The sequence below is a fragment of the Nocardia iowensis genome (assembly GCF_019222765.1).
GTDB classification, from domain to species: domain Bacteria; phylum Actinomycetota; class Actinomycetes; order Mycobacteriales; family Mycobacteriaceae; genus Nocardia; species Nocardia iowensis.
On the sequence record NZ_CP078145.1, the window covers coordinates 7,875,811 to 7,894,309 of the forward strand.

The 18,499-nt window shown below is 67.8% G+C and carries 16 protein-coding genes; 4 read left to right on the forward strand and 12 right to left on the reverse strand.

Features of this window, described 5'->3' with window-relative positions; all coding sequences use genetic code 11:
- Positions 1-16: 16 nt before the first annotated feature.
- The 3 genes from KV110_RS36360 to KV110_RS36370 all read right to left on the reverse strand — a co-directional run bounded on the left by KV110_RS36360 (position 17) and on the right by KV110_RS36370 (position 3,565).
- The gene (locus KV110_RS36360; RefSeq protein ID WP_246634186.1) at positions 17-1,180 is read right to left on the reverse strand and encodes an alpha/beta fold hydrolase; all 1,164 of its coding nucleotides are present in this window, start codon (positions 1,178-1,180) and stop codon (positions 17-19) included.
- A 235-nt stretch (positions 1,181-1,415) separates the two neighbouring features.
- Positions 1,416-2,543, reverse strand: coding sequence for a resuscitation-promoting factor (locus KV110_RS36365; RefSeq protein WP_218471658.1), 1,128 nt, complete (start codon positions 2,541-2,543; stop codon positions 1,416-1,418).
- A gap of 194 nt (positions 2,544-2,737) precedes the next feature.
- Complete coding sequence (locus KV110_RS36370) at positions 2,738-3,565, reverse strand: TatD family hydrolase (RefSeq protein WP_218471659.1); 828 nt, start codon at positions 3,563-3,565, stop codon at positions 2,738-2,740.
- An 80-nt stretch (positions 3,566-3,645) separates the two neighbouring features.
- Between KV110_RS36370 and metG the strand changes: the two genes are divergently transcribed.
- Entirely contained in the window at positions 3,646-5,244 is a 1,599-nt protein-coding gene (gene metG / locus KV110_RS36375; RefSeq protein WP_281427708.1) for a methionine--tRNA ligase, read from the forward strand.
- 651 nt (positions 5,245-5,895) lie between these two features.
- On the forward strand, positions 5,896-6,537 hold the full coding sequence (locus KV110_RS36380) for a TetR/AcrR family transcriptional regulator (protein WP_246634187.1): 642 nt from the start codon (positions 5,896-5,898) through the stop codon (positions 6,535-6,537).
- Positions 6,538-6,559: 22 nt separating this feature from the next.
- Here the strand turns inward: KV110_RS36380 and KV110_RS36385 are convergent, their stop codons facing one another.
- The 3 genes from KV110_RS36385 to rsmI are packed head-to-tail and all read right to left on the reverse strand — an operon-like array spanning position 6,560 to position 8,784.
- Positions 6,560-7,144: a short chain dehydrogenase gene (locus KV110_RS36385; protein ID WP_218471662.1), complete on the reverse strand. Its 585-nt coding sequence runs from the start codon at positions 7,142-7,144 to the stop codon at positions 6,560-6,562.
- A 55-nt stretch (positions 7,145-7,199) separates the two neighbouring features.
- Positions 7,200-7,952: an isocitrate lyase/PEP mutase family protein gene (locus tag KV110_RS36390; protein ID WP_218471663.1), complete on the reverse strand. Its 753-nt coding sequence runs from the start codon at positions 7,950-7,952 to the stop codon at positions 7,200-7,202.
- Positions 7,953-7,974: 22 nt separating this feature from the next.
- Positions 7,975-8,784, reverse strand: coding sequence for a 16S rRNA (cytidine(1402)-2'-O)-methyltransferase (gene rsmI / locus KV110_RS36395; RefSeq protein WP_246634829.1), 810 nt, complete (start codon positions 8,782-8,784; stop codon positions 7,975-7,977).
- 334 nt (positions 8,785-9,118) lie between these two features.
- Between rsmI and KV110_RS36400 the strand changes: the two genes are divergently transcribed.
- A complete protein-coding gene (locus KV110_RS36400; protein ID WP_218471665.1) occupies positions 9,119-10,723 on the forward strand; it encodes a dolichyl-phosphate-mannose--protein mannosyltransferase in 1,605 nt (534 codons plus the stop codon).
- On the opposite strand, the gene KV110_RS36405 is transcribed toward KV110_RS36400, so the two are convergent.
- On the reverse strand, positions 10,720-11,079 hold the full coding sequence (locus KV110_RS36405) for a GntR family transcriptional regulator (RefSeq protein ID WP_218471666.1): 360 nt from the start codon (positions 11,077-11,079) through the stop codon (positions 10,720-10,722). The two genes, KV110_RS36400 and KV110_RS36405, sit on opposite strands and share 4 nt — an antisense overlap.
- Positions 11,080-11,085: 6 nt before the next feature.
- Positions 11,086-12,384, reverse strand: coding sequence for an arginine deiminase (arcA, locus tag KV110_RS36410; protein ID WP_246634188.1), 1,299 nt, complete (start codon positions 12,382-12,384; stop codon positions 11,086-11,088).
- 175 nt (positions 12,385-12,559) lie between these two features.
- On the opposite strand from arcA, the gene soxR reads away from it, so the two are divergent.
- A complete protein-coding gene (soxR, locus tag KV110_RS36415; protein ID WP_218471667.1) occupies positions 12,560-13,045 on the forward strand; it encodes a redox-sensitive transcriptional activator SoxR in 486 nt (161 codons plus the stop codon).
- Here soxR and KV110_RS36420 read toward each other — a convergent pair.
- The 4 genes from KV110_RS36420 to KV110_RS36435 all read right to left on the reverse strand — a co-directional run bounded on the left by KV110_RS36420 (position 13,014) and on the right by KV110_RS36435 (position 18,009).
- Positions 13,014-13,838 carry an SDR family oxidoreductase gene (locus KV110_RS36420; RefSeq protein WP_246634189.1) on the reverse strand — a complete coding sequence of 275 codons (825 nt, stop codon included), beginning with the start codon at positions 13,836-13,838 and terminating at the stop codon, positions 13,014-13,016. The two genes, soxR and KV110_RS36420, sit on opposite strands and share 32 nt — an antisense overlap.
- A gap of 106 nt (positions 13,839-13,944) precedes the next feature.
- Complete coding sequence (locus tag KV110_RS36425) at positions 13,945-15,072, reverse strand: glycosyltransferase (protein ID WP_218479331.1); 1,128 nt, start codon at positions 15,070-15,072, stop codon at positions 13,945-13,947.
- Positions 15,073-15,169: 97 nt separating this feature from the next.
- A complete protein-coding gene (locus KV110_RS36430) occupies positions 15,170-16,195 on the reverse strand; it encodes a GAF domain-containing protein (protein ID WP_218471668.1) in 1,026 nt (341 codons plus the stop codon).
- Positions 16,192-18,009: a putative bifunctional diguanylate cyclase/phosphodiesterase gene (locus KV110_RS36435; protein ID WP_218479333.1), complete on the reverse strand. Its 1,818-nt coding sequence runs from the start codon at positions 18,007-18,009 to the stop codon at positions 16,192-16,194. The genes KV110_RS36430 and KV110_RS36435 overlap by 4 nt, the downstream gene beginning before the upstream one ends.
- Positions 18,010-18,499: the final 490 nt, after the last annotated feature.

Consider the following 18,499-nt stretch of genomic DNA (forward strand, 5'->3'; position numbering starts at 1 on the left):
CCCGGCACCGACCCGGCTACTGCTGGGGTGTTGCTTTGATGCGGTTCAGGAAGGCGTCGATGGCGGCGTACATGGCTGGGTTGAGTTGGGTGTGCCTGCCGGTGCCGGTGACGGTGTGGAAGTCGACGGCGTTGGCGGCCAGTTGGGTGGCGAGGGCGGCGTGTAGCGGGGATGGGACGACAGTGTCGGTGATGTTGAGCAGCAATAGGATCGGGGCGTTGTAGCCGGAGGTGGGGACGGTGAGGTAGGCGTCGAGGGCGGCGCGGATGGGCTCGTCGGCGAGGGGTCGGGCCAGCAGATCGCTGACGCCGAGGCCTTTCACGCGATCGGTGATGCCGTCCAGGCACAACGTGCCGATGCTGTCCAGGACCGCGCGGCCCTGCGGGGTGAGGTAATCGTCGACGTGCACGTCGGGGCGGGCCGCGCGCAGGCCCGCCAGGATGCTGACGAAGAAGCTCATCGCACCGTCACCGCCGCGGACGGCGGGGAGGTTCGGCCCGGCCAGCGGCAGCACCTTCTCCACATCGGATTCGGGATCGATCGCGATGGTGCCGCGGAAATCGAGCTCGGGCGCGTAAGTGGCCTGTAGGTGGCCGGTGCCGAGCGCGGCTTGACCACCCTGCGACACCCCGAGCACCGCCCAGGTCCGCGACAGCTCGGGATGGGTAGCGCGGGCCGCGCGCAGCAGATCGATGGTGGCCGTGGCCTCGGTGGCGATCTCCAGGTACGGGTGCGGACCGGTGTCGAAGCGGCCGAGCCCGAGGTAGTCGGGCGCGACCACGGCGAAGCCCTGCCCGACCAGACGCTGGATCAGCTGCGATTCTTTAGTCCGAATCTGCTGGTACGGATGACCTTCCGGATCGGACTGCCCCCCGCAGCCCGCCCCGAGTCCACTGGTGCCGTGGTCATAGGCAATGACCGGCCAGCCGGTTGCGGGCGGCGTGCCCTGCGGAACGAACAGTGCCCCGCTGGCCTGCCGTGGCGTGCCGTCCGAGCCGCGCATCCAGTACTCGACCACCGAGCCGCCCGATGTTCCGTGCCAACCGTCCGCCTGCACGGCCACCGAGATCACCGACCCCGGCGCCGCCGCCTGCGCGGGAGCAACATTCACGAACAACGCGGCACTGGCCGACACCGTGGCCACCGCCACTGCTCGCAGGCACACCTGGACAACTCGCACCGAACACCTCACAGACCCGACCCGCACCGTCACAAACCTGGACGAGTGTACAGATCAGCGTGATGCTGCCCGCCCCTCATGACGAGTCAGCGAATCAGAGGCAACACCTAGGAATCTCGCTGGACAATCCCCATCTCCCCCACGCACGCCTGAATCCCGCATACGGAATCTCAAGCGAATCCGTATGCGGGAAGTCAAAACCTGTGCGGCCGGAAACCCGCGCCGTCTACCGCGCTCAGCTGAGACCGAGTCGGCTGGTGCACGCGGGCCAGGCGCCCCATCCCTGCCGCGCCCGGGTTACCTCGGCGATGGCGATCTGCTCTTCGCGGGTCGCCAGGTCGGCACGGGGCGCGTACTTCAGTCCGCCCTGGCGTTCCCAGGTGCTCTGGTCGAACTGGATGCCACCGTAATAACCGTTGCCGTTGTTGATGCTCCAGTTGCCGGTGGATTCGCAGCGGGCCAGCGCGTCCCAGATCGCGCCGTCGCGCACCGGCGGCACCTCGGTGCCCGGCTTGGCGCCCTTGCGAATGGTCTTCGGCTGCGCGGTCACCGTGACCGTCGAGCTGACCGGCTTTCGCTCTACTTCCTGGCCGTTGACCATGGTGACCGCGAAGGTGACGTCCTGGACGCCCGGCGCACCGGGGGTCTCCACCACCGAGCGGCTCATGTTCATGGTCGGGTCTTCGATCACGTTCTCCGGCGGGTCGAGCGGCAGCGTCTCCATCCGGGTCTCGGTCCGCTTGCGCGTCACCGTGATTCGCACGCCGTCGGTCAGCGGGGTGGACGCCGGGGGCTCCACGGTGTCCTGCTCGATCAGCGGAATGCCCGCCACCGCAAGGAATTCGCCGACCGTTGGCGCGGCGAGCCGGACGTCGACCGGTGCGCCGATGCCGTCGAGCAGCGAGACCGACCGCGGCGTCGCCACCTTCAGCGCGGCACCTTCCAGCGGCAGCTTCTCGGTGCGCGCGGGCGATACGTAGACCTCGCTGGGCAGGCTCAGCTGCTCGAGCGCCTCGCCCGCGGTCAGACCGGTGGTCCACACCTTCCGCGCCTGGCCGTCGACCATCAGCTCGACCTCACGCGCCCGGTTGAGCGTGATGGTCGCACCGTCGCCGATCCGCGCCGCGAGGGCGGGGGCCACCTTGTCGCGCTCGGTCACGGCGAACCCGGCGGCCCGCAGCACACCGCGCACATTGAGCGACATCGTGGTCTCGACCCGCTTTTCGCCGTCCACGACGACCGTCACCGTCTTGCGGTTCACGATCGCCAGGCCGGCGCCGACGATCAGTGTCATCAGCAGCGCACCGACCGCCACGTACAGCAGCGGGGAGCGCGACTGGTTGATCCTCGTAAATGGGGACATGGTCACAGTACGATAACGAGGGGGTAGAGGGTCGACAACCTTCACTAGCTTCAGCTGGGGCTATCAATATCACGAACAGATATCGACGCCGCAGGTTAATGCCGAAATGTGACCATCGTAGTGATGTAGGACACACTGGGCATATCCAGCCCCCCTTACGGGTATGCCAAGTGCCGGAAAATAGCGGGCGACGCTCAGATGCCGTACACCCGGCGCGCGTTGGCCGTGGTGATCTTCGCCAATTCGGCGGGGTCCTGTTCGCGCACTTCTGCCAGCGCGCGCACGGTGTATGGCAGGCAATACGGTTCGTTGGGAGCACCACGGAACGGATGCGGGGTCAAATACGGCGCGTCCGTTTCGACCAGAATCAGCTCGTCGGGCACCACCTTGGCGGCTTCGCGCAACTCATGGGCATTCTTGAAACTCACCGTGCCGGAGAAACTCAACACGTAACCCTCTGCCACGCAAGCCAACGCCATATGGGTGTCCGATGAGAAGCAATGGAAAATAACGGTCGACGGCGCGCCCTCGTCCAGCAGCACCGTCAGCAAATCGTGGTCGGCCTCGCGATTGTGGATCATCAGCGGTTTGCGCAGCCGCTTCGCCAGGTCGATATGCCAGCGGAAACCCTCGATCTGCGTCTCGACATCGGCGCAACCGTCGAGTTTTCCCGGCCAGTAGTAGTCGAGTCCGGTCTCGCCGATCGCGACCACCCGCGGGTCGGCGCCGAGCCGTTCGAGTTCGGCCTTCGCGGCATCGTCTAGCGCGTTGGCGCGCGTCGGGTGCAGCGCGACGGCGGCGTACACCCGCGAGTCCCAATGCGCGGCCCGCACCGCCCATTGCGCGGCGGCGAGATCATCGGCGACGGTGACCACCTGACCGACACCGACCGAGGCGGCGCGATCCACGATCACCGCCGTCGACGCCGCGTCCGTCGCGCCGCAGGCGTCGAGGTGGGTGTGCGCATCGACAATCGGCGCCAGCGGTTCGGGCAAATCCCGCGCCGGACGCTTCCCGCTCATCGAAAACCGCCGGACACAGCGGTATCGGCACAGGCGGGCATGGCCGCGGCGACCCGGGAAACGGCACGGCGGATATTCGCGTGAGCGTTGGAAACCACGCGCATTACAGTAGACACACCATGAGCGCAGCTGACCGCCCCGCCTTCTATATCACCACGGCCATCGCTTACCCGAACGGTGCGCCGCACATCGGGCATGCGTACGAGTACATCTCGGCCGACGCCATCGCCCGGTTCAAGCGGCTCGACGGGTACGACGTCTTCTTCCTGACCGGCACCGACGAGCACGGTCAGAAGATGCAGCAGACGGCCGTCGCCGAGGGCATCCCGGTGCAGGAGTTCGCGGCGCGCAACTCCGACGTGTTCGAGGCGCTGGACAAGACCCTCGACGTCTCCTTCGACCGGTTCATCCGCACCACCGACGAGGATCACCAGGCGGCCTCCGTCGAGATCTGGCAGCGGATGCTCGCCAACGGCGATATCTACCTGGGCAACTACTCGGGCTGGTACTCGGTGCGCGACGAGGCGTTCTACACCGAGGAAGAGACCACGCTGCTCGATGACGGCACCCGGATCTCCACCGAGACGAAGACGCCGGTCACCTGGACCGAGGAGTCGAACTACTTCTTCCGGCTCTCCGCCTATCAGGACAAGCTGCTCGCGCTGTACGAAGAGCATCCTGAATTCATCGCGCCCGCAACGCGTCGCAATGAGATCGTCAGCTACGTCAAGGCGGGGCTGAAGGATCTGTCCATCTCGCGCACCACCTTCGATTGGGGTGTGCCGGTGCCCGGCCATCCCGATCACGTGATGTACGTGTGGGTAGACGCGCTCACCAACTACATCACCGGCGTCGGCTTCCCGGACACCGAATCCGCTGCGTTCCAGCGGTTCTGGCCCGCCGACGTGCACATCATCGGCAAAGACATCACCCGGTTCCACACCGTGTACTGGCCCGCTTTCCTGCTGTCGGCCGGCGTCGAGCTGCCGAAACGCGTGTTCGTGCACGGGTTTCTGTACAACAAGGGCGAGAAGATGTCCAAGTCGGTTGGCAATGTGGTCGACCCGCTGGAACTGGTCGACACCTACGGCCTGGACGCGGTGCGTTTCTTCTTGCTGCGCGAGATCTCCTACGGCCAGGACGGCAGCTACAGCCACGACGCGATCGTCGGCCGGATCAACACCGACCTGGCCAACGAGTTCGGCAACCTGGTGCAGCGCAGCACCAAGCTGGTCGCGCGCGACTGCGGCGGGGTGGTGCCGACACCGGGCGAATTCACCGAGGACGACCGGGCGCTGCTGGACCTCGCCAACGGGCTGCTCGATCGCTGCCGTGCCGAATACGACGCGCAGCAAATGCATCTCGCGCTCGAAGCGATCTGGCTGACCCTCGGCGAGACGAACCGGTACTTCTCCGCGCAGGCGCCGTGGGCGCTGGCCAAGTCCGGCACGCCGGAGGATCTGGCCCGCGAGGCGACGGTGCTGTACGTGACGCTCGAGGTGTTGCGGATAGTCGCGATCCTGGTGCAGCCGGTGATGCCGGGTTCGGCGAGCAAAATCCTCGATCAGCTCGGCCAGCAAAATCGCACCTTCGCCGATATCGCGACGCCGATCGTACCGGGCGTAGTACTGCCCGCACCGGAACCGGTGTACCCCAAGTACATCGAGCCGAAGGACTGACGTACTGGTCCGCGGGGCGGTGCCGGATCAAGCTGACCGGCGCCGGATCAGGCTGCGCCGGTGCCGAAACAGACTGCGTCGGTGCCGAAACAGGCTCCGTCGGTGCCGGATCAGGCTGACCCAGCGCCGGATCAGATCGCGCCGGTGCGAAACAGGCTGATCCGGCGCCGAAACAGGTTGCACCGGTGTCGAAATGGGCTGCGCTCGATCCGAACTCCACCGCTACCGAATCACGCTGCGCCCGTGCCGCGTTGACGACGCCGCACCAGACTGCTGCGGGCCGGTACGCACTGTCTGGTTGTGGCGTAGGCCGGGCGCGGCACCGTCCGCCCGAATCCCGGACGGTGCGGATCGGCGGGACGGGTGCGGCCGACCGAGACGAAGCGCGCCAGTAGCGAACGCACGACTCTTACCGCGTGCCGCAGCAGCTCTCGGATACCCCGCCCATCGACCAACCCCGTGTACCGCCACGTACTGAACACCTTCCAGAAGGTACATCGCACAGTCCGGTCGCGGACCGAAACGGCCATCGTTGCCCACCGGCGGGTAATCACCTGGCGCACAGCAGGATAATGCAGGGTTACGCATGCTCATGATCGCTGACCAGGGAGGGCACTCATGCGCGGAGAGCAGACGCCAGGACCTACACCGATGCCGCGGACCAGTTTCGCCGACCGGCATCGGGCAGCGCGCGACGCCGTTCTCGTCTCGCAACGGGGACGACTCATCGAAGCCATGGTCGAATGCGTCGACAGCAGGGGGTATCCCGGCACGACGCTCACCGATATCGTTGCCCGAGCGCGGGTCTCGCGCAGCACCTTCTACGAACACTTCGCCAACAAGGAGGAGTGCTTCATCGAGGCGGTGCACACCGGCGTCGACATCGTGGCCGCCCGGATCGTCGACGAGCTCGCACAGCTCGCGCCGGACGCCGACGTGCACGCCAGAATCGAGTCGATCGTCGTCACGTTCTGCGAAACCGTCGCTACCGAACCGGATTTCGCCCGATTAGTACTCGTCGAATCCTTCAAGGTGAACCAGGCCGCCGTCGACTACCGCGATCTCGCCGTCGACCGCTTCGCAGAGCTGTACCGCATCTTCTATAACCAAGCGCGCCAGGCGAATCCCGCACTACCGAAGGTGTCGGACGAGTTGATCGCCCTGCTCCCCGACGCCATCGGTGAGCGAACCCGCCGAGTCATCGTCTCCGACGGCCCCGAACAGGTCCCCGCCTTGGCCCCCTTGTTCATCCACTTCGTCACCACCACCCTCGGCCTACCCACCAGCGCTTGAACAGCTTTCCCGCGGTAGCGCCTCAGAAACGGACGATCTGGCCCTGCGAATCACCTTCCACGGCATGCACATAAGCCTTGGCGACGTCGGCGACCGGTGTGCCGCCGGACTCGTCCATGCCTAGCTTTGCCAACGTCTCCGTGATCCAGCCTGGACTGATCAGGTTGATGCGCTGGCCGCGCGGCAGTTCGGCGGAGGCATTGCGGACAAATCCTTCCAGGCCCGAGTTGATCAGCGCGCCCAGTGATCCGCCCGCCAGTGGGGAATCGAAGGTACCTCCGGTCAGCGTGATCGACCCGCCCTCGCGCAGATGGCGAATCGCGCGCTGCGCCAAAGCGACCTGGCCGAGCAGCTTGCCTTGGATACCCGCGGCGATGTCGGTGTCGGTGGCCGTTGCCAGATCGACGAGCGGACCGCTCGCCGCGCAGCACACCACCGCGTCCAGGTCGGGCAGTTCGGCGAAGAGTGCGTCCAGCGAGGCCGCGTCCTCGAGATCGACCCGCACCGGCCCGCTTCGCGCCGCCCGCACCACCTGGTGCGACCCTGCCAAGGCCTCGGCAACCGCACCGCCGAGCAGTCCACCAGCCCCGATCACAAGTACCTTCATCCGTCGATCATCGCAGGCGACTCCGACAAGGTGCACCCGGCGTTCGTCGGTCGCGCTACTTCCAGCGGGCGAGGAGGCGGTCGATTTCGGCGGTGAGGGCGCGCTGCAGGTAGGGGCCGAAGCTGATGCGGGCTACTCCCTGGTCGGCGAGCACGGCCTTGTCGGACTTGTCGGGGAGGCCGACCATACTGATCGGCAGCGGCAGTTCACCGGTGAGGCGGCGCACGTCGGCGTCGCCCTGGGCACCCGCGGGGAAGAGCACGTCGGCGCCCGCCGCGGCGGCCAACCGCAGCCGCTCGATGGCGCGGTCGACTCGGTCGGCGTCGTCGCCGTCCTTGCGCAGGAACAGATCGGTCCTGGCGTTGACCACCACGTGCACACCGGTCGCATCGGCGAATTCGCGCAGGCCGTGCACGAAATCGGCGTGCTCCTGCGGGGCACGCAACCGGCCACCCTCGCTATGCACCGTGTCCTCGATGTTGAGACCGATAGCACCCGCCGCCAGCAGTCCCTCGATCAGTTGGGCAGGCTCCAGGCCATAACCCGACTCGATATCGACCGACACCGGCACCTCGACGGCCGCGGTGATCTGCCGCACCCTGGTGAGCGACTCGGCAAAGGTCATCCCTTCGCCGTCGGTACGGCCGATCGAATCCGCGACCGGATGACTGCCCACGGTGAGCGCCGAAAACCCCGCCGCCACCGCGACATTCGCCGACCACGCATCCCACACCGTCGGCAGCACGGCGGGATCGCCGGGGCGATGCAATGCGAGGAACGCCTTTGCCTTGCTTTCGAGAGAAGTCATAGGACGATCATGCCTGGTTCGATCAGACCTCGCCGCTGCGGCGAGCGGTCAGCACGGCGTCGTAGAGCTCGTTGCGCGAGGCGCCGTTGGCGGTGGCGATCTGCGCGCAGGCGTCCTTGAGCCGGATGCCTTCGGCGGTCAGCGCCTCGACCTCGTCGACCAGGTCGGCGGGATCGGCGGATTTCGGTTGCGCGCCCGCGAGGACGACGGTGATCTCACCACGGGCGCCGTCCACCGCCCACGCGGCGACCTCGGCGAGGGTGCCGCGGATGACCTCCTCATAGGTTTTGGTCAGTTCGCGGCAGACCGCGACGCGGCGGTCCGGGCCGAGCACCTCGACGGCGTCGGCCAGGCAGTCGGCCAGGCGGTGCGGCGCCTCGAAGAAGACGCAGGCGCGCGGCTCGGTGGCCAAGGTGCGCAACCACTCTCGCCGCTGACCGCCCTTGCGCGGCGCGAAGCCGTCGAAGCAGAACCGTTCCACCGGAAGGGCGGACAGCGCGAGCGCCGTGGTGACGGCCGACGGTCCCGGTAGGCAGGTCACCGGCAGATCCCGCTCCGCACAGGCCGCGACCAGCCGGTAGCCGGGGTCGCTGACCGATGGCATGCCCGCGTCGGTCACCAACAGCACCGTGCGGCCCGCCTCGATATCGCCGAGCAGCGCCGGAATCCGCGCGATCTCCACGTGGTCGTAGAAGCTCACCACCCGTCCGGTGATCTCCACGCCCAGTGACTTGGCGAGCGACTTGGTGCGCCGCGTGTCTTCCGCCGCGACGATATCGGCGGACCCGAGGGCATCCCGCAGCCGCTGCGACGCGTCACCGATGTCCCCCATCGGCGTCGCCGCAAGCACCAACCTGCCCGGTCCTGTCGCCTCGTCCGCCACCGCACTCCCGTCTCGACCATGCCCGGCAACCACCGAACCTTCGCAGCCTATCGAGCCCCGCCGCCCGCACCCTCGGCCGCGGCCCCACCCGCGGCACGCACCCGAATTCCTCGGCGGTTCCGTGCGCGACTATCCGAGAGGTGCGCGGCGGTGCCGCTCCGGCGGCTAGGTGGGTCGATATGTGATCGTGATAACGCGGGAGTCTGCGGCGTGGTATGTGATTCAGGCGGTGTCGCGTTCACCGATGCGGGGCCGGGCGACGCGCACAGCATACGATCGGGGCGTGACACAGGTGACCGACCAGCGCGTGACCCCTTCGTTCGGGGCCGTGCCCTCCAGGTCGAGCCCCGCGCCGCTGCGCCCCGCACCCGATTTCGGGCCGACCGACACCTTGCGTGGCTGGCTGGTCACCGCGTTCCTCACCGCGATCGCGGCGGTCACCCGGTTCACCATGCTCAACTATCCGACGGTTGGCGGAACTCCCGTTTTCGACGAGAAGCACTACGGGCCGCACGCGTGGCAGATGCTGCACAATGGCGGCTTGGAGGACAACCCCGGTTACGGGGTAGTGGTGCACCCGCCCGTCGGCAAGCAGCTCATCGCGATCGGCGAGGCGATGTTCGGTTACACCGGCTGGGGCTGGCGCTTCGCCTCAGCGGCGGCCGGGACGGTGCTGGTGCTGCTGGTGATCCGCATCGTGCGGCGGATGGCGCGCTCCACCCTGATCGGGGCGATCGCGGGCATCCTGCTGATCGCCGACGGGCTCACCTTCGTCTCGTCGCGGATGAGCATGCTCGACATCTTCGTCGCGCTGTTCGTCACCGCGGCTTTCGGCTGTCTGATCGTCGACCGCGACGAGGTGCGGGCCCGGATGGCGCGGGTCGATGCCGAAGGCCGGGTCGAGGTGAGCCCCTTTGGTCCACGGCTCGGGGTGCGCTGGTGGCGTTTCGGCGCCGGGGTGCTGCTCGGATTGGCCTGCGGGACAAAGTGGTCCGGCGTCTATTTCATCGTCGCCTTCGGCATCCTCAGCGTGTGCTTCGATGTGGCCGCGCGGCGTGCGTACGGCGTCCGTAGGCCGTGGTTCGGGACCGCGATCCGTGACGTCGGACCCGCCTTGTACGCGCTGGTGCTGGTGCCGCTCGGGGTGTATCTGGCCACCTATTGGGCCTGGTTCAGCAGCGAAACCGGCGTCTATCGGTACGCGGTCGGCAACCAGGTGGGCACCGGTGGTCCGTTCGGGTGGGTCCCCGCGCCCTTGCGCTCGCTGTGGTACTACAGCGGCGAGACGCTCAAATTCCATGAGGGTCTGACCAATGCGGCGGGCAACCACCATCCGTGGGAATCCAAACCGTGGACCTGGCCGATGGGTTTGCGGCCGATGCTCTACCACTACGTGGACACCGGGGTCACCGGGTGCGGACAGAACCAGTGCGTCAAGGCCGTCATGTTGATCGGCACGCCGGCGATCTGGTGGCTCGCCCTCCCGGTGATCGCCTGGATGCTGTGGCGCAGCGTGGTTCGCCGCGACTGGCGCTATGCCGCGGTGCTCGTCGGCTACGGCGCGGCGCTGCTGCCCTGGTTCCTGACCCTGGACCGGCAGATGTACTACTTCTACGCGGTTGCCCTCGCACCGTTCCTGGTGATGGGAATGGCCTTGGTGCTCGGCGATATTCTCGGCCCGTCCCGGCGAATAGCGGTGCCGCGCAGTCCCGTCGGAACCTATCTACCGGTCGCGCCCGACGAACGGCACGCGCTCGGCCTGCTCGCGGTATGCCTCTACCTCGGTTTGGTGATCGCCAACTTCATCTGGCTCTGGCCGATCCTCACCGCACTGCCGATCACACCCGCCAACTGGCACGACCACCTCTGGCTGCCCAGCTGGCGCTAACCCTCCAGCGCCGCCTTGACGTAACGCAGCGCGGCCGCGTCGTCGAGGCCGAGACGGCGGACGGTGGCGACATAGGCGGTGGCGGCGCGACCCGCGACATCGCGGGTCGGATCGCCGGACGAGGCGATGAAAGAGCCCTGCCTGCCCCGGGTTTCGACCACCCCGTCCGCCTCCAACTCGCGGTAGGCGCGGGCCACCGTATTGGGGGCCAGGCCGAGTTGGGCCGCCAGCGCCCGGACGGTGGGAATCTTCGTGCCCGCGGTCAGCTCGCCGGAGCGCACCTTGGCGATGATCCCCATGCGTAACTGCTCGTAGGGCGGCACGGTCGACTCATGCGACACGCTGATATTGAACATTTTGTCTCACAAGTCATCCCGAGAGAGCGGACAGGACAGGCAACGGGGTCCCCCTCTACCGGAACCCAATTCGGAGCCCGGGATGCGCAGCACCTCGATGCCCGCGTCTTCCAGGCGTGCGTTGGTCATCTCGTTGCGTTCGTAGGCGGCCACCACGCCCGGCGCCAGCGCGAGGGTGTTGTTGCCGTCGTCCCACTGTTCGCGTTCGGCGGTGACGCCGTCCAGCCCGGTGTCGATGACCCTCAGCTTGTCGATACCCATGGCCTTGGCCGCGGCGACCAGGAACGGATCGGGTCCGCTCATCGCCACCCGGCCGTCGCCGTTGCGGCCGCCGTAGTCGTCCTCGCGTTGAATGGTGAACGCGCACAACGAGTCACGCACCGCGGGATACATCACCAGCGCATCGGCGTCCACCATGGTGCAGACGGTATCCAGGTGCATCGTGGCCCGGTTCTGCGCGATCGGGACGACCAGCACGGTATGCGCGAGATCGTCGTCGAACAGGCTGCGCGCCAACGCTTCCGCGCCGGCCGGCGAGGTGCGTTCGCCGACGCCCACCGCGACGACACCGGGCGCAAGCAGCAGCACATCGCCGCCCTCGATGGGCGCGGTGTGTGATTCGTAGGCCCGGCGTACCCCGAGGAACCGGGGATGGAAGGCATAGATCAGATCGGTGAGCGAGGTCTCCCGGATCCGGGCGGGCAGCGCCAGCGAGGTGATCGCCACCCTCGGGCCGACCCAGAACGAGGAGTCCCTGGTGAACAGCAGATTGGGCAGCGGGTCGATGACGAAGTCGGCGCCGTGGTGCATCCGCCGCACCAGCGAGGTGGCGTCGGGCCCGAACGGCAGTTCGTCGAAGGTCATCCCGGCCATCAGGATATTGGCCAGGTCCCTGGCCCGCACACCGCGCAGGAAGGCGGCGAGTTGGTCGGCCAGCGAGTGGCCGAGCCTGCGCGCGTCCACGGCGGCGGAGATGCCCTGGATGCGGGCGGCGCCGCTGACCGCGAGGGTCTCGGCGAGCAGGTCGGCCAGCAGCAGCACCTCGACGCCACGGGCGCGCAGCACGCCGGTGAACGCGTCGTGCTCCTGTTGCGCCCGCTCGACCCAGGGGATGCCGTCGAACAGCAACTGGTCGTTGTTGCGCGGGGTGAGTCTGCGCAGTTCGTCGCCGGGCCGGTGCAGCAGCACCGTGCGCAGCGTGCCGACCTCCGAGGTCACTCGCAACCGGGTATCCGAACTGTCCGGGTCCAACCCGTCCGCGTCCGAGTCCTCTCCGTGCCGTGCGGGCACAGCGTCTGCTCCCATGCTCAGACCGTAGTTCGCCGCGGCCACAAGAGCACGTAATTCATCGCCTTCGATGCGTTCTTGCCGCGCAACGGCCTCGCACGGCCCGGTTTCCCGGGCCGACGTGCCGTTGCGGCGATTCCTCCCCCAGCACACCCTAACCTCAAGTATTGTTGAGGGGAATGGAGGAGCGTGCATGTCGACAGCCGATTGGCGAGCAAAGGAGCTGACCCCCGGTCAGCTTTCCGAGCGTAGCGGAGTAGCAGTTTCCGCGTTGCACTTCTACGAACGCGAAGGACTCATCACCAGCCGCCGTACCAGCGGGAATCAGCGCAGATATGCGCGAGAGACGCTGCGGCGGGTCGCCTTCATCCGCATTTCCCAGCGGGTCGGCATCCCGCTCAGCGAGATTCGCGCCGCCCTCGATCAGCTGCCGGAAGGCCGCAACCCCACCCGGCGCGACTGGGAGACCCTGTCCACCACCTGGCGCGCGGATCTCGACGACCGCATCACCCAGCTGATTCGGTTGCGCGACAACCTCACCGGCTGCATCGGCTGCGGCTGCCTGTCGCTCGGCAGCTGCAAGCTGGTCAACGAGCACGACCGGCTCGGCACCGAGGGGCCCGGCGCGCGCGTGCTCGACGTGCAGCTCAACTGTGCTGCGCGGCCAGCAACCTGCTGAATCGGGCGCTGGCACGCCGCATCACGATCTCGTAGGGCAGCGCGAACTTCCGCGCCCACCAGTAGCCGAATCGGATGTCGAACGACGTGTAGATCAGGAACCGGTTGCGCTCGATGCCGCGCAGGATCGACGCCGCCACATGCTCCGGCGACACCGCGTGCTTGGTGAACGACTCGGTCAGCCTGCGGATCTTCGGGGACTCCCGGTCGACGCCGACCAGTTCGACACTGTGCACCAGCGGCGTGTCCACCGCGCCGGGCACCACCAGGTGCACCGAGATGCCGTGCTGGTCGAGATCGAATCGCAGCACCTCGGAGACGCCGCGGATGCCGTATTTGCTCGCGCTGTAGGCCGCGTGCCATGGCAGCGCGAGCAGCCCGGCCGCCGAGGAGACGTTGACCAGCGATCCGCCCCGGCCCGCCCGCACCATGGGCGGCACGAAGTTCTCGATCACGTGGATCGGGCCCATCAGGTTGACGTCGACCATCCGCTGCCAGTGCTTGTGCTCCAGGTTCTCCACCGTGCCCCAGGCCGAGGTGCCCGCGATGTTCATCACCACGTCCAGGCTGCCGTGCGCCTCGTGCACCTTCTTGGCGAAGGCGGTGACGGCGTCGTAGTCGGTGATGTCGAAGGCCTCGGCGGCCAGCACGACGCCCCCGTCGCGCCGGATGCCCGCCACCGTCTCGTCCAGCCCGGCGGCATCGATATCGGTGAGGATCAGTTTCGCCCCCGCCGCGCCGGCGGCCTGCGCGGTGGCCCGGCCTATACCGCTGGCGGCACCTGTGATCAGCACCTTCGCGTCCCGCACGGTCCTGCGGCCCGGTCGCCCACTACCTCGCACTGCGTATCCCCATCTCGAATTGCTCGAATCGGCTCACCGCAGGGTACTTGGACGACGCTCAGCGGCCCAGTACTGCGAGCATTCCGGCCACCGCCCGCGGCCAGGTGTACTGCTCGGCTCGGGTGCGGGCCGCTCGCCTGCGTCCGGCCGTCGGCAGCGCGAGCACGTCGGTGACCGCCTGCGCGAACGCGGACCCTCGGTCGTCGGCGACCGCGCCGCACTCGGCGGTCACGATATCGGCCAGCGCCGAGGACCGGCTCGCCACCACCGGCGTGCCCGCCGCCAGGGCCTCCAGCGCGGCGAGACCGAAGGTCTCGTGCGGACCCGGGGCCAGCGAAACATCCGCGGTGGCAAGCAGTTTCGCCACCATCGCGCGTTCGGAGATGAATCCGGTGAAGTGCACGGGAGCCAGTCCGCCGGTCAGCGGGGGCAACGCCTTTGCCCGGCGCTCCAGCGCGTCGCGCCGCGGCCCGTCCCCGGCGACGACCAGCCGGACCTCGGTGCCGGTCTCGCGTAATGCCGCGACCGCCTCGATGCTGCGCTCCACCCGCTTCTCCACCGACAGTCTGCCGCAGTGCACCAGCAGCGGATGCCCCGGCGCACCGAGATCGGCGCGCAGCCTGCCGTCGTGCCTGCGCGGGCTGAACAGCTCCAGATCCACCCCGAGCGGCACCAGCTCGACGTTCGGGGCACCGATGCGCAGGAATTCTTCGCGGGCGAATGGGGTGGTGCAGACGACGATGTCGTAGTCGGCGGCGGTGCGGCCGTTGGCCACGTCGGCGCAGCGGCGAGCGGCCTGGCGGGGCATGAACTGACCGAGCAGTCGGTCCAGCCGTTCGTGCGAGATCATCACGCCCGCCACGTCGCGCCGCCGGGCCCAGCGGCCGAATCCGCGCAGGGTCAGCCGGTCCGATACCTCGAGCACATCGGGACGCAGCCCGGTCAGCACGTCGGCGACCCGCCGCGGGTCCGCCGCGCGGTAGCCGCCGGTCCACGGAATAGCCAAGGCGGGCAAGGTTATTCGCATAACACCGGTCGGTAGCAACTCCTCGGATCGGCGCGCGCCCGGCACGATGAGCACCACCTCGTGCCCGGCCGCCACATAGCCCTCGCCGAGATGATGCAAGGCTGTGCGCAACCCACCCGAGCGCGGGCCGTAGAAGTTCGCAAGCTGAACTATGCGCACCTCGCCGATGGTGCAGCCCATCGGGTTATCTTCGGGACCGATGCGCCGAACGCGGCATGAACAGCCGTGAAAGACCCGGAAAACCGGGTTTCCAGGGTCAATTCGCGAGCTCGCGCCACACCCTGATCAGCCCGTGCCCACTCTCGGCGGGCAGCACCGGCAGCAGCTCGGCGCGCACCGGAATCCAGTCGGTATCGGTGAACCGCACGCGCAGGCGCAGGTGTCTGGCAGCGGCGTCGGCCGCGCGTTCCTCGGCCAGATCGGCGCAGGCGGTGCGGAAGTCCGCGAGGTCGTCGGGATGCACCGTCGGACGTTCGATACCCCAGCGGTCCAGCGGCGGCGTCGGGATCCGAGTCCATTCGTAGATGAGGCCGGAGCTCAGCCAGATGAAGCCGACCCCTTCGTCCGCGCGCTGCGACACGGCACGCAGCATCGTCATGTCGACATCGGGTTGCGCCGGTACCGCATCGGTGAATTCGCGCATCAGCGCCCTGATCCGGCGGGCGACGGGATCGGCCCTTGTCACCATCTGGAAGCTGCGCACCAGGTCGTCGTCGCCGATCATGTCGACGGCGCTCTGGTGCCTGCCGTCGAGGGTGCCGACCATCTCGAAATAGTCGATCCGCCCCTCGAAACGGACCATCCGACCGAACGCCTCGGGCGGTGTCCGGATCACCCGAACATCCTCGGGCGCCCGCGCGAACACCAATTCCTCCAAACCCGGGCCGTGGTGCGCCAATTCGGTATCGGCCTGCCAGTCCCATGCGGCGACCCGAGGACGCTCGGGCAACCGCACGTCGTCGGGCCCCGCCCACACCTGCACCCCGTGCACCTCGTCGAACGCGCACCGAATGGGCACGCCGACCACCACCAGCCCGGACTCGCGATGGGCAACGAACTCGCCGGTCTCGGCACAGCTCTGCACCACCTCGACGATGCGCTGCGGCGCGGCGGCATGCAGTTCCCGGCGGACCCGCAGCAGACTTGCCCAGTCCTTGACCTTGGGCCCGTCGGCAACCACCGTCGGTACCTCGGATCGCCCGGTCCGGGTGCGGCCAAGCGCCTCGATCAATAGCCAATCATGTTCGGACAGCTTGTGTTCGGGCACACCGCCGCCGGTCATATCCCCGCGGTACCCCGGCTCGCCCGCGGCAGATCGAGATCGAGTGGGATGCGGCCCACCGCCAAATGCGCTTCCACTTCATCGGCGGGCATCGGCCTGGCGATCAAAAAGCCTTGTGCCCGATAGCAACCCAGCCCGACCAGGGTGCGCGCGGCCACCGCCGTCTCGACGCCCTCGCCGACCACCCCGAGGCCGAACGAACCGGCAAGTCCGATAATGGATTTCACGATCGCGAGATCGTCGGTGCTGGCACCGAGGCGCTGCACGAAGCCGCGGTCGATCTTCACCGCGTCCACCGGCAGCGCCTTCAGATGCGACAGCGAGCTGTAACCGGTACCGAAATCGTCGATCGCGATCTGCACGCCCATCCGCTTCAATCCGCGCAGCGTGACCTGGGTACGCGCCAGATCCTGCACGACGACATGCTCGGTGATCTCCAGGCAGATCGAGCTGCCGTCGATGCCGAACAGCCGCAGGATGTCTTCGATCCGCTCCACGAAGTCCAGGCTGACCAGCTGCACCGGCGAGACATTGATCCGCATCACCACGTTCGCGGCGAGCCCACGCCTGCGCCACTCGGCGAACTGGGCGCAGGCCGATCTGATCACCCAGCGCCCGAGCTCACCGGCCAGGTTGGTTGCCTCCGCCACCGTGACGAACGCCGCGGGCGGCAGCAGGCCCCTGGTCGGATGCAGCCAGCGGACCAGCGCCTCCAGCGCGACGATCCGGCCGGTCCGCAGATCGACCTCGGGTTGATAGTGCAGCAGCAGCGAGCCGTCGGACACGGCGCCGCGCAGATTGAGCTCCACATCGTCTTGCAGTTCGAACTGGGCCCGCATGGCGTCGGTGAACACGGCGACGCCATTGCCGCCGCCCGACTTGGCCGAGAGCAGCGCGTGATCAGCCCGGCGCAGCACGTCGGCGACGGTGGTCTCGCCGGGGATGCCGACGGCGACGCCGATGCTCGCCGCGCGACTCACCGATTCACCGCCCACGGTGACCCGGCGGCCGATGAGCTGCTGGATCCGGGTGCCCTCCTCCTCGGCCGCGACCGCGTCCATCGGCTTGGCGGGCACGATGACGAACTCGTCGCCGCCGAGGCGCGCGATCATGTCGTCCGGATCGAGATGCTCGCGCAGCCGCGACGAGAGCGTGCGGATGAAGTTGTCGCCCGCGGTGTGCCCGAGAAAGTCGTTCAGCGCCTTGAGCCGGTCCAGGTCGAGGAAGAACGCCGCGACCGGCCCCGGGCTGCCCGGGCGCAGCCGCTCTTCCATGTGCTCGAGCAGCGCGCGGCGATTCGCCAGCCCGGTGAGGTCGTCGTGCAGTGCGATGTAGCGCAACCGCTCCTCCGCGACGACCCGCGCCTGCAGCTGGGCGAACAGCGCGGCGATGGCCTTGAGGACGTTGAGTTCGCGGGTACTCCACTCCCGATCGCCGGTTTTGATGAAGCCGAGCACGCCGGTCGACTCGCCGCGGGAGAGCAAGGGCACCGCCGCGGTGGTGACGACGGGGATGCCGGAGGCCCGGCGCATCGTTTCCTGGTAGTCGGCGAACTCCGGTGTCGGCCGGGCGATCATCGGCTCGGTCGCGTGTTCGAACGCCCGGAACACCGGATCGGCGCCCTCGAAGTAGACGATCTCGAGCGGATCCGGATCAGGCACCTGCGGCCGGTGCGGCCACTCGGCGATCAGTACCGAAGCCCGGCGCTCACGGTCGGTGTGCCGCACATAGCTGAAGTCGACGTCGAAGTATTCGACCAGCTGGGCAAGGACGCGCTCGGTCGCCTCGGCCATGGTGGTGGCGTCGACGCCCATCAGCTCGGAGGCGACCTGGGTCACCAATGAGTCGAGCGTCCGCCGAGGCACCTTGTCTCCGATCACGCTATCCACGGGTGTCCACGCCCGGCATCGGACGCCGCCTGCTACGGAGCCGCCGGTTCCCCACCCGGGTCGCGGCCGAATCGCTCAGGCATAGCACCAACGCCATGGTCTCATGCTCAGGTACTCCGAGTAGGTCCGAGAATCGAAGCGACGCCAGTGTATCCACGAAATCCGGGAAAATCGTGGCCGGTGCGCTGGGGAGTCGCGCTTTTCGGCTGCTGTCATCACCCATCCGTCACCCCACCATTCCGGGGTAGGTATCCGACGCTCGGCGCCCGTGCTGTCCGTCTCGAATCGGCGAGCCTTGCAATTCATCGGCAATTGCCCGACGTGGCCGATTATCCCACCAGATCGGTTCGGCCCGGTAGCAATCGTGCGACGCCTCGACAGCCATACTGTTCCTACTCCGTTGCTCCGCATCCTT

Excerpts from the sequence above, each read along its gene's own strand:
- KV110_RS36435 (WP_218479333.1), bottom strand. The coding sequence starts at position 18,009 with ATGGGCGTCGACGCCACCACCATGGCCGAGGCGACCGAGCGCGTCCTT.
- KV110_RS36390 (WP_218471663.1), bottom strand. The coding sequence starts at position 7,952 with ATGACTTCTCTCGAAAGCAAGGCAAAGGCGTTCCTCGCATTGCATCGC.
- rsmI (WP_246634829.1), bottom strand. The coding sequence starts at position 8,784 with ATGGGGGACATCGGTGACGCGTCGCAGCGGCTGCGGGATGCCCTCGGG.
- arcA (WP_246634188.1), bottom strand. The coding sequence starts at position 12,384 with ATGGGAGCAGACGCTGTGCCCGCACGGCACGGAGAGGACTCGGACGCG.
- KV110_RS36385 (WP_218471662.1), bottom strand. The coding sequence starts at position 7,144 with ATGAAGGTACTTGTGATCGGGGCTGGTGGACTGCTCGGCGGTGCGGTT.
- KV110_RS36380 (WP_246634187.1), top strand. The coding sequence starts at position 5,896 with ATGCCGCGGACCAGTTTCGCCGACCGGCATCGGGCAGCGCGCGACGCC.
- KV110_RS36365 (WP_218471658.1), bottom strand. The coding sequence starts at position 2,543 with ATGTCCCCATTTACGAGGATCAACCAGTCGCGCTCCCCGCTGCTGTAC.
- soxR (WP_218471667.1), top strand. The coding sequence starts at position 12,560 with ATGTCGACAGCCGATTGGCGAGCAAAGGAGCTGACCCCCGGTCAGCTT.
- KV110_RS36370 (WP_218471659.1), bottom strand. The coding sequence starts at position 3,565 with ATGAGCGGGAAGCGTCCGGCGCGGGATTTGCCCGAACCGCTGGCGCCG.
- KV110_RS36430 (WP_218471668.1), bottom strand. The coding sequence starts at position 16,195 with ATGACCGGCGGCGGTGTGCCCGAACACAAGCTGTCCGAACATGATTGG.
- KV110_RS36405 (WP_218471666.1), bottom strand. The coding sequence starts at position 11,079 with ATGTTCAATATCAGCGTGTCGCATGAGTCGACCGTGCCGCCCTACGAG.